Genomic DNA, 14,961 nt, shown 5'->3' on the forward strand with positions numbered 1-14,961 from the left:
CTCGCCGAGGAGCGGCGAAGCTCACACCGCGACGGGGACCCCGGCCGGGGCGGGAACCGCCGGAACCGGGCCGTCCGACATGGTCGCGGCCATCGGCGCCGAGGAGCCGACCACGTCCGCCAGGAAGGCGCGCCGCGAGACCCCGGCCTCCCGCAGCGCGGCCCCGTGATCCGCCGCCACCAGCACCGCCGCCGCGGCCACCATGGCCCGCCAGCCCGTGGTCGCGGCCTTCCGGGCGGGCCGGGGCAGCCCGGCGAGGCCCTCGTACAGGCGGCGGCAGTGGAACGGCACGTGCCGTTCCTCGTCGGCCAGGATCCGGGCCGCGACCTCGGAGGTCAGCGGGTCGGCGGAACCGTCGCGCAGGGCCCGGTAGTACCGCAGGGCGACGACCTCCGCGACCATCAGCACCATCAGCTCGACCCGCAGCCCCAGCAGGCGCCGTACCCGGACGAACGCCGCGTCGCTCCAGTGCCCGTCGAGGGTCTCGGCCCCGGCCGCCGACAGCAGCAGGGCCAGCAGGCGCGCGTGGTTCTGCTCCTCGGCGATGAACAGCCGCGCCGCGGCCGCGTAGGCCGGGTCCCCCGCGCGGTCCGCCTTCGAGACGAGGGCCGCGCCGTCGCCGTCCTCGCCCACCTGGAACGTCCGGATGCTGCGGACCAGCGCCGGGGACAGCCGTGCGCCGCGCGCCCAGTCCGGGTCGCCGAGAGCGGCGCGGCGCTCCCGCTCGGCCTCGAAGTGGCGGACCCATGCCGCGTAGGCGCCGTCGTGCCCGTCGTGCCGGTCGTGCGTGTTCTGCGTCTCGCCCTCATTTTTGATCACGTTCAAGAAGCTAGTCGGCGTTGAGCGTGTTCAAAAGAGGCGGAACGTCATGATCGCGTAACGGAATGTCATGGCCGCGCAACGGCGGGGCGCGGTCGGCCCGCGGACGCGAAGGAGCCCCCGGCCGGTCGGCCGGGGGCTCCTTCGAAGGGCGGCGTGGTGCGTCAGGCGGTCGCGGCCAGGGCCGTGACCAGCGCCGGGGTCACCTGCTCGATCTGCCACGGGCGGGCGCCGTAGCCGGCCAGGGCCTCCGCCACCGAGTCCTGGCCGAGCCGCTTGGGCGGTTCCCAGCACAGCCGCCGCACGGTGTCCGGGGTGATCAGGTTCTCCTGCGGCAGGGCCAGCTGCTCGGCGAGCGCGGAGACCGCCGAGCGGGCGGCCGACAGCCGGGCCGCGGCGGCCGGGTCCTTGTCGGCCCACGCGCGCGGCGGCGGCGGACCCGCGGGGCCGGCCCCCGGCTGCGGCAGCGCGGCCTCGGGCAGGGCCTTGGCCCGGTCCACGGCGGCCATCCACTGCTCCAGCTGGCGCCGTCCCATCCGCTGCCCGTACCCGGGCAGGGCCGCCAGCGCGTGCACGTTCCCCGGCAGGGCGAGCGCGGCCTCGACGATCGCGGCGTCGCTCAGCACCTTGCCCGGCGAGACGTCGCGCCGCTGCGCGATCCGGTCGCGGGACTCCCACAGCTCGCGTACGACGGCCATCTGCCGGCGGCGGCGCACCTTGTGCATGCCGGAGGTGCGGCGCCAGGGGTCCTTGCGCGGCGGGGCGGGCGGGGCGGCGGCGATGGCGTCGAACTCCTGCCGGGCCCAGTCCAGCTTGCCCTGCCGGTCCAGCTCCTTCTCCAGCGCGTCGCGCAGGTCCACCAGCAGCTCGACGTCGAGCGCCGCGTAGCGCAGCCACGGTTCGGGGAGCGGGCGGGTCGACCAGTCGACGGCGGAGTGGCCCTTCTCCAAGGCGTAGCCGAGCACGCTCTCGACCATCGCGCCCAGTCCCACGCGGGGGAAGCCGGCGAGCCGGCCGGCGAGCTCGGTGTCGAACAGGGAAGTCGGGACCATGCCTATTTCGCGCAGGCACGGCAGGTCCTGGGTGGCGGCGTGCAGGATCCACTCGGTACCGGACAGGGCCTCGCCCAGCGCGGACAGGTCCGGGCAGCCGACGGGGTCGATCAGCGCGGATCCCGCGCCCTCCCGGCGCAGCTGCACCAGGTAGGCGCGCTGGCCGTAGCGGTATCCGGAGGCGCGCTCGGCGTCGACCGCCACGGGTCCGGTGCCCGCGGCGAAAGCCGCGACCACCCGGGCGAGGGCGTCCTCGTCGGCGACCACCGGAGGGATCCCCTCGCGGGGTTCGAGCAAGGGAATCGGCGCCTTGTCGACGTCGTCCGGGGGGCCGCCCCCGGTGGTGGTGCGCAGGTCTGCTGCGGTCTCTTGGGCGTCGGTCACCGCTCAAGGGTATCCGCGGATGAGACGCGCCCGTCGCCGGAACGTTCCGTCGACGGGCGCGGTGGGGAAGAGCGGAGGTTTCCCCCGGGTTCTCCCGGAGGCAACCCGGGTGCCGGCGATACGTGGGGAAGCGGTCGCCGAGGGGTCGGTCGGGCGGTGGTGAGCGGAACGGGCGGGCCGGGCCGGGGGGTTCGGCGGATGCGGCGGGTTCGGTGGGTTCGGTGGGTTCGGCGGATGCAGTGGGTTCAGCGGGTTCAGTAGATTCAGCGGATTCAGCGGGTTGTGTGGATTCAGTGGATGATGCCGGTCCGCAGGGCGACGGCGACCATTCCGGCCCGGTCGCCGGTGCCCAGCTTGCGTGCGATGCGGGCGAGGTGGGACTTCACGGTCAGGGCGGACAGGCCCATCGAGACGCCGATGGCCTTGTTGGACTGGCCCTCGGCGACGAGGCGCAGGACCTCGACCTCGCGGCCGGAGAGCTCGCGGTAGCCGCCCGGGTGGCTCGGGGCACCCGGGGGGCGGCGGTGCATACGGGCGGCGGCGGCACCGATGGGGGCGGCGCCGGGCCGGGTGGGCAGCCCGATGTTGGTCCGGGTGCCGGTGACGACGTAGCCCTTGACCCCGCCCGCGAGGGCGTTGCGCACGGCGCCGATGTCGTCGGCCGCGGACAGGGCGAGGCCGTTCGGCCAGCCCGCCGCGCGGGTCTCGGAGAGCAGGGTCAGCCCGGAGCCGTCCGGCAGGTGCACGTCGGCGACGCAGATGTCGCGCGGGCTGCCGATGCGGGGGCGGGCCTCCGCGATGGACGACGCCTCGATGACATCACGTACTCCGAGGGCCCACAGATGGCGGGTCACGGTCGAACGGACGCGCGGGTCGGCCACGACGACCATGGCCGTCGGCTTGTTCGGGCGGTAGGCGACCAGGCTTGCGGGCTGCTCGAGAAGAACGGACACCTAGGCCTCCTGGGGGAGTGGCGGGACGGCCGGCTCGGGGGAAGGAAGCCGGTGCGAACCGTGCGGATGGTCACTGACTCCTCCTTCGGCACGTCACCCGCCCGGCTTTAGGGAATGATCACGATTTGGTGAGTAACAATTCGGGCAATTCGGACGCACGATCGATCATCCCGCGATCAGAAGCCCGCAACCTGTGCCGCGTTCCGGCACTCCCCGGCAGCCTTTCGATCAGCCGTTCCACGGACGGCCGCCCCGGGGGTGGCCCGAGCGGCGACCGGGAGCGACCCGAGGGGCGATCCGGGGCCGCGTACCGGTCCCACCGCCACGCCGCGCTGCGTACCGGCCCGCCGCCACGCCGCGCTGCGTACCGGCCCGCCGCCACGCCGCGCTGCGTACCGGCCCGCCGCCACGCCGCGCTGCGTACCGGCCCGGCGCCGCGCTGCGCCGCGTACCGGCCCGGCGGAGCGCCGCGTACGGGCCCACCGTCACGCCGCGGCGCGCACGGGCCGGCCCGGCGCTACGGGTGGTGCGGGCCGCGCCGCTGCGGCAGCGAGACCACACCCGGCCCCGCCTCGCCCGGACCGAGCGGCGGCAGCCCCGCCACCTGGCACAGCAGCTCGCACCACGCCGCCAGATGGCCGGACGTGTCCGGCACCCCGCCCACCCCCTCGCGCGGTGTCCACGAAGCCCTGATCTCGATCTGCGTGGCCGGCCGCCGCCCGGCGAGCCCGCCGAAGTAGTGCGAGCCCGCCATCGTCACGGTGCCGCTCGCCTCCCCGTACGACAGCCCGCGCGCCTCCAGCGCCCCGGTCAGCCACGACCAGCACACCTCCGGCAGCAGCGGGTCCGCGGCCATCTCCGGCTCCAGCTCCGCCCGGACCAGCGTCACGAGCCGAAACGTTCCGCGCCATGCCTCGTGCCCGGCCGGATCGTGCAGCAGGATCAGCCGTCCGTCGGCCAGGTCGTCCTCGCCCTCCACGACCGCCGCCTCCAGCGCATGGGCGTACGGCGCCAGCCGCTGCGGCGGTCTCGCGGGGTCGATCTCGATCCCCGGCCGCAGGCGCGCCTTCGCCAGCCCCTCGACCGCCCGCCGGAACGGGAGCGGGACGGAGCTCTCCTTCCCGCTGTCCATACCGTCGGCACCATCTGAAAATCGTCCCTGAGCCGCAGCCATGCCCGGAAGACTAGGCGGAACGAGGGCCCGTGCGGCGCAGGGACACCCGCGCCGGGTGGGCCTCTTCGCCGTACGTGCGAAGATTTGCGGCGTGAGCGCCAACGACCGCCCGACGGGCCAGCCGAGTCAGACGTACGATTCCGCCTTCCTGAAGGCGTGCCGCCGCGAGCCGGTACCGCACACCCCGGTGTGGTTCATGCGTCAGGCCGGCCGCTCCCTGCCGGAGTACCGCAAGGTCCGCGAGGGCACCGCGATGCTCGAGTCGTGCATGCGCCCCGACCTGGTCACCGAGATCACCCTGCAGCCGGTGCGCCGCCACGACGTCGACGCGGCGATCTTCTTCTCCGACATCGTCGTCCCCCTCAAGGCCATCGGCATCGACCTGGACATCAAGCCGGGCATCGGCCCCGTCGTCGCCCAGCCGATCCGGCGCCGCGAGGACCTCGCACAGCTGCGCGACCTCACCCCGGACGACGTCCCGTACGTCACCGAGGCGATCGGCATGCTCACGGGTGAACTGGGCTCCACGCCGTTGATCGGGTTCGCCGGCGCGCCTTTCACCCTCGCGAGCTACCTCGTCGAGGGCGGCCCGTCCCGCAACCACGAGCACACCAAGGCCCTCATGTACGGGGACCCGCAGCTGTGGGCGGACCTCCTCGACCGCCTCGCCGAGATCACCTCCGCCTTCCTGAAGGTCCAGATCGAGGCCGGCGTCTCCGCGGTCCAGCTCTTCGACTCCTGGGTCGGCGCCCTCGCCCCGGCGGACTACCGGCGCTCCGTGATGCCCGCCTCGACGAAGGTCTTCGACTCCGTCGCCTCCTACGGCGTCCCGCGGATCCACTTCGGCGTGGGCACCGGTGAGCTGCTCGGCCTGATGGGCGAGGCCGGCGCGGACGTCGTCGGCGTCGACTGGCGGATCCCGCTGGACGAGGCGGCCCGCCGGGTCGGGCCCGGCAAGGCGCTGCAGGGCAACCTCGACCCCGCCGTGCTGTTCTCCACCCGCGAGGCCGTCGAGGCCAAGACGGACGAGGTGCTGGCGGCTGCGGCCGGGCTGGAGGGGCACGTCTTCAACCTGGGGCACGGGGTCCTGCCGACCACCGACCCGGAGGCCCTGACCCGCCTGGTGGACTACGTCCACACCAAGACGCAGCGCTAGGAGCGTGGGGCAGTAACGGGCAAGCGGCTCTCTTGCTGTGACTGGTGGGTCGGTTTCGGTGGTGCGGCTCTGTCTGGGCTTGTGGGCTCTCGCGGGGCCTTGTCGGCCGGGTGTCCGGCCGGCAGGGCTCCTCCCGTGCCGGGGAGGCCCAGCCGGTCAGCAGGCCAGTACAGCGATCCCTGCCGTCCCTGCGTATCGGAAGATCTTGCGGAGGTTGTGGCAGGCGGCGAGCAGGCGCCACTCGCCGCGGGCGCCGTCCTCGCCACGCAGGAGGAGCCGGCGGCCGTTGTGGCAGGTCATGATCTGTCCGAAGACGGGTTCGACGATGGCCTTGCGGCGGCTGTAGGCGGCATGCCCGGGCTTGGTCCGCAGCTTGCGGGCCATGCGTTCCTTCAAGGTCGCGTCCTTGGGGATGCGTCCGCGCGGCGCGGGTGGGACCTGCTCGTCGTGGGCGAGGCGGCCGGTGGCCATGAATGTGTCGGTTCCGCAGGCGAGTTGGCGGTGTCGAGCGGCTTCGAGGTTGGTCTCGGAGCAATAGCCGACGTCGACCAGGGCCTGCTTGGGGTGGGTGCCGGTGTTCGCGGCCGATTGGTCGAGCATCGCGGTGTAGTTCAGCGCGTCGGAGGGGTTGGTCGTCACGTCGGCCGCGGTGATGACCTGGTGGGCCTCGTCGACGACGGCCTGGGCGTTGTAGGCCTGGATGTAAGCACCGTCGCAGTTCTTCATGATCCGCGAGTCGGGGTCGGTGAAGTTGGCCTGCGCCTTCGGCTTCGGGCGGGCCATGGCGGCGGCCGCTTCGCCGGCGTCGGTGACGGCCTGCTCGTCGGCTGTGCCATTGCGCTGCTGGCGGCGGCGCTCGATGTCCTCGGCGTGGCGGCGGGCCTTGTCCGCGGCTTCGGCCTCGATCTGGGCCCGGGCTGCCTGCAAGCGTGCGAGGCGCTTCTCGCGTCGGTCGAGTTCGGCGGGCAGGTCGGTGTCCTTGCCGTCGGGGCCGAACGCCTGGTCCTCGGCGGCGTCGGTGGCCTCGGCGTCGGCGAGCAGGGCGGCGGCCCTGGTCTCCAACGCGGCGATCTCGGCCTCGATCCGTTCCTCCTTGTCGACCAGACGGCCGTAGCTCATCGCCTTGTGCTTGGAGGCGTTGGCTTCGAGTTTGGTGCCGTCCAGGGCGACGCGCCCCATCTTGACCATGCCGAGCTTGGTCGCGAGGTGCAGCGACTGGGTGAACAGGTCGGCCAAGGTGCCCAGGTGGCGGCGGCGGAACCGGGCGATCGAGCAGAAGTCCGGAGCCTGGTCGGCGGCCAGGAACCTGAACGCCACGTCGTCGGCGCACTTGCGCTTGATGGCCCGGGAGGAGCGGACACCGGTGGTGTAGCCGTAGATCAGCAGGCGCACCATCAGCCGGGGGTCGTAGGGCGGGTAGCCACGCTTCTCGGTGTATTCGGCCAGGATCGCGGAGAGGTCGAGTACCTCGTCGACCAGGTCCGCGACGAACCGGGCGAGGTGGTCCTCTGGCAGCCAGTCGTCCAGTGATGGCGGAAGCAGCAGGACCTGGTGTGGGTCGAACGCCCGGAACGTCTCGTCCACCGCCGCCGGACGGTCCTGCCGCCGCTTCACCTCTATCGGCTCGATCTCGAACAGCCCATCCCCATCGCGCATACTGGGATCATCCCGCACGAAAGGTCACGAGACGCAGGCGGGCTGCCCGTTACTGACCACGCTCCTAGCTCAGACACCGGCCGCAAAGTAGCGAGACGATCACATGCTCGCCGTCGTGGCGGTTGCTCGTCGTGTTCGCGGAGCATCCGCATGACGGTGGTGGGGCGAGGGGGGCTGGCCCTTGCGATGCCACGAGTGCCTCGAGGTGCAGCACCCGGAGCCTCACCACAGTCCTCAGCACACGTGGGACAGCGACGGTCCGGTGCTCTCAGCGCCGGACCGTCGCTGCCTTTTCCCCGAGTGGCTCAGCCGAGGTCGTTGGCCCGCAGATAGAGCTTGTGGTAGCCGCCGGAGCCGCCGTCGAAGTTGTAGTAGTTCTCCCTGTTGGGCATGCGGCTGATGCTGATCAGGTAGTCGCGACTGAAGCCGATGGACCGCTCGAGCACGAGGTCGTCCGGGTTGTCGAACAGTCCCAGGAAGGCGTTGAGTAGACCGGCACCGAGAGCGAGGAAGGCGGCCCAGGCTTGGGCTTTCCTCGTCTCGTTGTCGTAGAACTTGCTGATTTCGGAGGACGCGTCCGTGGCGTGGTCGGCGAAGTCCGCCAAGGTCCTCCGCAATGCGCCGAGCCAGCCTTCGTCTTTGCCGCGGTCGGCTTCCCAGCACTGGATCTCGGTCGACAGGTACTGGTCGACGGTCCCGTTGAACAGGTATGTCTTCTCACCGTAGACATAGGGGAGGACGCGCGTGACGCCGGTGCTGACGTGCCCTTGGTGCGGGACCTGGAACGACGCCTTGCTGCCGGTGTCACTGCCCGAGGCCACCGCCCAGTAGACCTCGTCGTTGCCCGCTTCCCCGGAGGACTCCCGAACGCAGTAGAACCTGTCCATGCGCAGCCGCACCGTCAGCAGGCCCTGAATGCCGAGGTCCTGGCTTGGTGCGGTGAGGATGGTGGTGCCGCGGCCGTACTCGGCCATGGCCGCGGTGGATTCCTCGCTGTCGATCGGTTCGTCGTCGGCGAGTTTGCTCACGTCGACGATACGGACATTGGGCTGGGCGTTGATCTCCTCGATCAGTGCCGGCGTGGCGGCGACCAGGTCGTCCTTGGTGTAGCCGGTCTCCACCGGCAGGCTCGTGATCGCCTGGGGGAGCATCGCGATCGATCCGCGAGCGCAGGCGTCGTGGTAGACCCGGCCAAAGCCCGTCAGTTCCCCCACCGGTACGTGCTTGCTCACAGCGTCCACCAGACGCTGCTCCAGGTCGGTCAGGGGCAGACCCTTGTCGAGGCGGGCGGCCGCGTGCAGCAGTACCCCGAACAGGATGTTCCCGGGACGGTTCATCTTCAGTCGACGGTCGCTGCGGCTCTGTGCACGGGTTCCGGACAAGGCGGCACTCAGGCGGTCCAGGCGTTGTTCGGCAGTGGTGGACGACTCCGACATGAAAGACCACTTCCTTTGCTCGAAGCGCGAAGACGCTCCCGAAGACCCAGGAACGTCACATACCGCAACATTAACAACACGAAGAGTCACTGATCAGAGTTCCGTGAGCACTCGCCGAGAAAACGGGTCTTGATCACTGCCAGGCATCGGGAACGTTACGCTCCGGATGCAGACTGTGCCTGTCCTGCTGCGCTTCGCGGCGGTCGGGTGGGGCCTGGCCTTGTCCCTCTGGCTTGGATGGAGTGTTCGATGTTGAGTCTGTCGGTGTCCTCTGGTCCGACTGCCGTGCCGGTGTTCATCGCCGACTTCGGTACGGCCTTCGAGGATGTGGCGCGGGTCAACAGCTGGCCCGACCTCCCCCGGGCCGCCGGTGAGGGCGCGGCCTCCGGGGTGACCGGTGGGGTGCTGCGCGGGTACTTCGACAACGGGGGCGGCTACTGCTACCTGACCAACACCGCCGGCAAGAACATGCAGGAGGCGTTGACCTCGGTCGAGGCCTTCGACGATGTGACAATCCTTGTACCGCTCGGGCTGTGGGACGGCGGTGCCGACACGGCCGGCGAGACGGCGAGGGCCGTGACCGCCCACGCGGCGGCCCACCGGGCGATGGCCATTCTGCACGCCGGCCGGGACCACGACGTCCGGCAGGCTCGCGACGCCGCGAGGGCGTTCAAGCTGGACGCCGACCAGAGCTCGCACGCGGCCCTCTACCACCCGTGGCTGATCCCGTCCGCAGACGGCGCCCAGCCAGTGCCGCCCGTCGGCGCGGTCGCCGGGGTATGGTGCCGGGTCGATCGCGATCGCGGGGTGTGGAAGGCCCCGGCGAACGCCACGGTGTACGGCGCGCGCCCGTCCCAAGCGGTGACCGACGCGGGGCAGGGCGAGGCCCAGCCGGTTGACGTCCTGCGCGAGTTCCCGGGCCAGAGCACGCTCGTCTGGGGTGCCCGGACCCTCAACGAGACCGACGACCGGTGGAAGCACATCCCGGTGCGGCGACTGGCGGACATGGTCGAGCGCGACCTGCAGGGGGCTCTCAACTTCGCGGCGTTCGAGCCGAACAGCCAGCCGACGTGGGAGGCGCTGCGGGCGGCGGCGGACAACTACCTGCTGGCCCTCTGGAAGCAGGGCGGGCTGCAAGGGCACACGCCGAAGGAGGCGTACTTCGTCCAGATCGGTGAGAGCGTCACGATGACCGAGGAGGATGTCAAGGCCGGCAGGATCGTCATGAAGATCGGCCTTGCCGTGGTCCGCCCGGGCGAGTTCATCCCCGTGACCGTGACCATGACCGGGACGGTCGGCCAGGCCTGACGAGCGGGGCCCGAGGCCCGTCCAGGCCGACGGTGCCGGATGGCATCGTGTCCCTGCGGCTCATCGACCCGCTCCAGCGAACGCGCGAACGCCGTGCCCGTCGTCCGCGTCGGCGGCCAGCGCAGCCGCTTCGGCTCCGAGAACCGGGCGCCCTCCGGGGTCACCAGGGTGACCACCAGATCCTCCTCTACGTCGTCCTCGGCTTCCCGGCGGGCAGTCCAGGCCGGTCCCGCAGCCCTGCAGGCAGTACGGCCACTGCCCGCGGGCGGCCGCACCCCGCCGCCCGTGCCAGCAGCTGACCTCCGGCGCCCAGTAGGCGACCCGCCATCGCGTCGTGCCGTCCACGGATACGGCCAGAAGCTCCACGGCGCTGCGGCAGCAGCAGGACCTGGGGCGGTCGAACGCCCGGAACGTCTTGTCCACCGCCGCCGGACGACCCTGCCGCCGCTTCACCTCGACCGGCTCGACCTCGAACAGCCCATCCTCATCACGCATACCGGGATCACCCCGCACGAAAGATCGCGAGACGCAGGCGGGCTGCCCGTTACTGAGACACACTCCTAGCCGGCGCCGCGGCCTCGGGGCCTGCGCCTCGGGCCGCGGTGCCGCCGCTGCGCGGAGTGTTTCCCCAGTCCCGCCCCTTCCCGCCGTACCGGATATGCGGCTCCGCCGCGTGGCGGGGCTCCGCCCGGACCCGTTGCGCTCAAACGCCGCGCGGGCTGGAACATCCAGCCTCGCCGGCGTTTGAGGCGCGGGGGTCTGGGGGCGGAGCCCACAGTTTCGGGAAGGGGCGGGGTGGGGGAAAGGCCCCGCAGGGTTAGACCCCCGCCGCGCGGACCGCGGTGACGGCCTTGCGGGCGGCCACCAGGACGGGGTCCCAGACCGGGGAGAACGGCGGGGCGTAGCCGAGGTCCAGGGCGACGACCTGTTCCACCGTCATCCCGGCCGTGAGCGCGACCGCGGCGATGTCCACCCGCTTCGCGGACCCCGCACCGCCGACGATCTGCACACCCAGCAGCCGGCCCGTGCGCCGCTCGGCCAGCATCTTGACCGTCATGCCGGCGGCCGTCGGGTAGTAGCCCGCCGTGGTCGTGGAGCTGATCGTCGCCGTCACGAAGCGCAGGCCGGCGTCGAGCGCGTCCCGTTCCCGCAGCCCCGTACGGGCGATCTCCAGGTCGCACACCTTGCTCACCGCCGTGCCGACCACCCCCGGGAAGGTGGCGTAGCCGCCGCCGACGCCGGAGCCGATCACCTGGCCGTGCTTGTTGGCGTGCGTGCCGAGCGGGATGTGCCGGTGGCGGCCGGCCACCAGGTCGAGGACCTCCACGCAGTCGCCGCCGGCCCAGACGTCGTCGTGGCCGCGGACCCGCATCGACAGGTCCGTCAGCAGGCCGCCCGAGGTGCCGAGCGGCAGTCCGGCCGCCCGGGCCAGGGCGGTGCGGGGCTCGACGCCGATGCCGAGGACCACCACGTCCGCCGGGTACTCGTCGCCGGCCGCCGTGGCCACCGCGCGGGCCCGGCCCTCCTCGTCGGTGAGGACCTTCACCACCTCGGCGCCCGCGACGGTGGTGATGCCCATGCGGTTCATGGCGCCGTGCACCAGGCCGCCCATGTCCGGGTCGAGGGTGGCCATGGGCTGGGCGCCGCGGTGCAGGACCGTGACCTCGTAGCCGCGGTGGACCAGGGCCTCCGCCATCTCCACGCCGATGTAGCCCGCGCCGACGACGACCGCCCGGCGGCCCGGCGTGCGCTCCAGGGTGTCCATCAGCCGCTGGCCGTCGTCCAGGGTCTGCACGCCGTGCACGCCGTGCGCCCCGATCCCGGGCAGCCGGGGCCGGATCGGGCGGGCGCCCGTCGCGAGGACGAGCTTGTCGTAGCCCGTCCAGGACTCGTCCCCCGAGTCGAGGTCGCGGGCCCGGACCCGGTTCCGGGCCAGGTCGAGTTCGACGACCTCGGTCCGGGTGCGCAGGTCGATGTGCCGGGCGCGGTGCTCCTCGGGGGTCCGGGCGATCAGGTCGTCGCGCTCGGGGACCTGGCCGCCGATCCAGTAGGGGATCCCGCACGCCGAGTACGAGGTGAAGTGCCCGCGCTCGAAGGCGACGATCTCCAGTTCCTCCGGGCCCTTCAGCCGCCGCGCCTGTGACGCGGCGGACATTCCCGCCGCGTCACCGCCGACCACCACGAGTCGTTCCGCTGCCATCGTCCGCACCGTCCTCCACTGCCGTTCCTGGGGAACACGCTACGGGCGTACGGGTGTTCAGCCCGGAACCGGGGACTATTCCGTCGGGTCAGGGTCCCTGTCCGGCTCCGGCACCGGCTCCGGGTCCGACGGCGGCGTCGGCGCCGGGACCGTGCGCGCGAGCCTCGGCGTGAGGCCGGTCTCCGGCTTCGGCGGGCGCAGCCGCCGGTACAGCCGGAACGCCAGCACGCCCAGCGCCGCCGTCACCGCGAACGGCAGCACCACGGCCACCGCCAGCACCACGTACCGCAGGACGGTCGTGAAGGCGTTCCAGCCGCCCTTCAAGGCGCCCGTGACGGACGGCGGTGCGTCCTTCTTCTCCTCGCCCGGCTTGTCGGCCGCCGGCTCCGAGACCTCGACCGTGATCGTGCCCATCGAGGTCTGGTCCCGCAGCGCGTTCTGCTGGGCCAGCAGCGACTCCAGGTCCGACTGGCGCCTGCTGAGCTCGCCCTCCAGCATGACCACGTCGCCGAGCGCGGTGGCCTTCTCCATCATCTCCCGCACCCGTGCCACGCTCGCCTGCTGCGACTTGACCCGGCTGTCGACGTCCGCGACCTTCTCGGTGACGTCCTGCGCCTCCACCTTCCGGTGGAGCAGCTTGCCGCTGCCCTCCAGGGCACTCAGTACGGAGTCGAAGCGGTCCGCGGGCACCCGCAGGGTCAGCGTGGACGTGATCCGGCCGTGCTCGCCGCGCCGGGTGGACTCGTTGCCCACGTACCCGCCCGCACCCTCGGCCGCCGTACGGGCCGCCGCCAGCACCTTCTGCGCGTCCGGCGTCTCGATGCCGAGGTTCGCGGTCCGGATGACGTGCGGGCGGACCGCCGCCGGCGCCTTCGGGCTCCCGGGCGCGCCCTCCGCCGGTGCCGGTGCCGGTGCCGGTGCCGGGGCCGCGGCTCCCGCGCCCGCCTTGCCGCCCTGGGCCGGGGCCGGGGCCTGCGGGGCCACCGCCGCCTTGTCCGCCGAGGCCGCGCGGGAGCCGTCGTTCCCGGCGCCGCATCCGGTGAGCACGAGTGCGCCCGCCAGGCCGAGGCCGGCAGCCAGTGCCGCGGTGCCGCGTTCTGTGCGTGAACGGCCTCTGGCGCGAGGGCTGTCGGGGCCCTCCGGGCCGGCCGGGTTGTTCCGAATATGCACTGCTGTCCCCCCAAGGATCGGCTGCCGCTGTGCCGTTTCGACGTCCACGGTCCCCGCTCGGGTTTCGCTCCCGCGGTCCCGGGACGGTCCCGATGCGGTCACGGTCAGGCCTCGGTGATCGGCCGGTGATCGGTCTGAGACGATGTGTCCATGCACGAAGCGGACATGCGTACGGACGCGGCGCACGGTGGTACGGACCGGACGGACCCGGCGGCGCCCCGGGCCCGCCACGCCGTCGTCATCGGCGGCGGCATCGCCGGCCTCGCGGCGGCCCACCGGCTGCTCGGCGCGGGCATCGGCGTCACGCTGCTGGAGGCCGGGCCGCGCCTGGGCGGCAAGCTGTACGCCGGCGAGATCGCCGGCGCACCCGTCGACCTCGGCGCCGAATCCGTCCTGGCCCGCCGTCCCGAGGCCCTGGAGCTGGCCCGGGCCGTCGGCCTCGGCGAGGCGCTGCAGCCGCCGGCCACGACCACCGCCCACCTGTGGACCCGGGGCGCGCTGCGGCCCATGCCGCGCGGCCACGTCATGGGTGTTCCCGGCGACCTGGCGCCGCTCGCCGAGTCCGGGGTGCTCTCCGCGGAGGGCCTGGCCCGGATCGAGGCCGAGCGCGACCTGCCGCCCGCCGAGATCGGCGAGGACGTCGCCGTCGGCGCGTACGTGGCAGCCCGTCTCGGCCGCGAGGTCGTCGACCGGCTCGTCGAGCCCCTCCTCGGCGGGGTGTACGCCGGCGACGCCTACCGCCTCTCGATGCGCGCCGCCGTGCCCCAGCTGTTCGAGGCCGCCCGGTCGCACGCCTCGCTCGGCGAGGCCGTACGGGAGCTGCAGCGCCGGGCCGCGGAGCAGCCTCAGCAGGCCGGGCCCGTCTTCTCCGGCATCGCAGGCGGCATCGGGCGGCTCCCGCAGGCCGTGGCCGACGCCTGCCGGGCCGCCGGGGCCCGGATCGACACCGACACCCCCGTGCGCGAGCTCCGGCGCACCCCCGAGGGCTGGCAGGTCGTCACCGACACCGGCACGGTGGCCGCCGACGCCGTCGTGCTGGCCGTCCCGGCCGGGCCGGCCGCCCGGCTGCTGGACGGGCTCGCCCCGGCCGCGGCCGCCGAGCTGCGCACCGTCGAGTACGCGTCGATGGCCCTGGTCACCATGGCGTTCCGGCGCTCCGAGCTGCCCGCCGTGGTCACCGACGGCCGCGCCAGCGGTTTCCTCGTGCCGCCCGTCGACGGGCGGACCATCAAGGCGTCCACCTTCTCCAGCAGCAAGTGGTCCTGGGCCGGCGCCGACCCCGACCTCTTCCTGCTGCGCACCTCCGTCGGCCGCTACGCCGACGAGGCCGACCTGGGCCGGGACGACTCCGAGCTGGTCGACGTGTCGCTGCGGGACCTCGGCGAGGCGGTCGGCCTCGCCGCCCGCCCGGTGGCCTCCACCGTCACCCGCTGGGACGGCGGCCTGCCCCAGTACCCGGTCGGCCACCTCGCCCGGGTGGACCGGATCCGCACCGCCGTCGCCGCCCTGCCCGGCCTTGCCGTGTGCGGCGCCCTGTACGACGGTGTCGGCATCCCGGCGTGCATCGCGAGTGCCGGGAAGGCCGCCGACGTGGTGATTGCCACGTTGGGGACCCCTGGCACCGACCACTGATCAGCACACGGGACAATGGAC

General features: G+C 72.9%; 11 protein-coding genes. 3 read left to right on the plus strand and 8 right to left on the minus strand.

Features of this window, described 5'->3' with window-relative positions:
• Positions 1 to 21: 21 nt before the first annotated feature.
• The 4 genes from ACIQUT_RS00585 to ACIQUT_RS00600 all read right to left on the minus strand — a co-directional run bounded on the left by ACIQUT_RS00585 (position 22) and on the right by ACIQUT_RS00600 (position 4,382).
• Positions 22 to 816, minus strand: a complete 795-nt coding sequence (locus tag ACIQUT_RS00585; RefSeq protein ID WP_403559228.1) for a ferritin-like domain-containing protein — start codon at positions 814 to 816, stop codon at positions 22 to 24.
• 167 nt (positions 817 to 983) lie between these two features.
• A complete protein-coding gene (locus tag ACIQUT_RS00590; protein ID WP_403557762.1) occupies positions 984 to 2,255 on the minus strand; it encodes an HRDC domain-containing protein in 1,272 nt (423 codons plus the stop codon).
• Positions 2,256 to 2,545: 290 nt separating this feature from the next.
• Positions 2,546 to 3,208 (minus strand): response regulator transcription factor, encoded by a 663-nt coding sequence (locus tag ACIQUT_RS00595; RefSeq protein ID WP_179175361.1) that lies wholly within the window; start codon positions 3,206 to 3,208, stop codon positions 2,546 to 2,548.
• A gap of 517 nt (positions 3,209 to 3,725) precedes the next feature.
• Positions 3,726 to 4,382, minus strand: coding sequence for a DUF3000 domain-containing protein (locus ACIQUT_RS00600; protein ID WP_403557764.1), 657 nt, complete (start codon positions 4,380 to 4,382; stop codon positions 3,726 to 3,728).
• Between the two features lie 91 nt (positions 4,383 to 4,473).
• Here ACIQUT_RS00600 and hemE point away from each other — a divergent pair, with 91 nt between their 5' ends.
• A complete protein-coding gene (gene hemE, locus ACIQUT_RS00605) occupies positions 4,474 to 5,538 on the plus strand; it encodes a uroporphyrinogen decarboxylase (RefSeq protein WP_403557766.1) in 1,065 nt (354 codons plus the stop codon).
• Between the two features lie 156 nt (positions 5,539 to 5,694).
• Here the strand turns inward: hemE and ACIQUT_RS00610 are convergent, their stop codons facing one another.
• Together ACIQUT_RS00610 and ACIQUT_RS00615 are read right to left on the minus strand one after the other, a co-directional pair.
• Entirely contained in the window at positions 5,695 to 7,176 is a 1,482-nt protein-coding gene (locus ACIQUT_RS00610) for an IS1182 family transposase (protein WP_403559231.1), read from the minus strand.
• A 323-nt stretch (positions 7,177 to 7,499) separates the two neighbouring features.
• Positions 7,500 to 8,630, minus strand: coding sequence for a hypothetical protein (locus ACIQUT_RS00615; RefSeq protein WP_403557768.1), 1,131 nt, complete (start codon positions 8,628 to 8,630; stop codon positions 7,500 to 7,502).
• A gap of 264 nt (positions 8,631 to 8,894) precedes the next feature.
• Here ACIQUT_RS00615 and ACIQUT_RS00620 point away from each other — a divergent pair, with 264 nt between their 5' ends.
• Positions 8,895 to 9,938 (plus strand): phage tail sheath family protein, encoded by a 1,044-nt coding sequence (locus ACIQUT_RS00620; RefSeq protein WP_403557770.1) that lies wholly within the window; start codon positions 8,895 to 8,897, stop codon positions 9,936 to 9,938.
• 817 nt (positions 9,939 to 10,755) lie between these two features.
• Here the strand turns inward: ACIQUT_RS00620 and ACIQUT_RS00625 are convergent.
• Positions 10,756 to 12,138: an FAD-dependent oxidoreductase gene (locus ACIQUT_RS00625; RefSeq protein ID WP_403557771.1), complete on the minus strand. Its 1,383-nt coding sequence runs from the start codon at positions 12,136 to 12,138 to the stop codon at positions 10,756 to 10,758.
• Between the two features lie 75 nt (positions 12,139 to 12,213).
• On the minus strand, positions 12,214 to 13,185 hold the full coding sequence (locus tag ACIQUT_RS00630) for a DUF4349 domain-containing protein (RefSeq protein WP_403557773.1): 972 nt from the start codon (positions 13,183 to 13,185) through the stop codon (positions 12,214 to 12,216).
• Positions 13,186 to 13,473: 288 nt separating this feature from the next.
• On the opposite strand from ACIQUT_RS00630, the gene hemG reads away from it, so the two are divergent.
• Positions 13,474 to 14,940: a protoporphyrinogen oxidase gene (gene hemG / locus ACIQUT_RS00635; protein ID WP_403559234.1), complete on the plus strand. Its 1,467-nt coding sequence runs from the start codon at positions 13,474 to 13,476 to the stop codon at positions 14,938 to 14,940.
• The last annotated feature ends 21 nt before the right edge of the window (positions 14,941 to 14,961 follow it).

The sequence above is a fragment of the Streptomyces sp. NPDC090445 genome, assembly GCF_044769385.1.
In the GTDB taxonomy this organism is placed as follows: domain Bacteria; phylum Actinomycetota; class Actinomycetes; order Streptomycetales; family Streptomycetaceae; genus Streptomyces.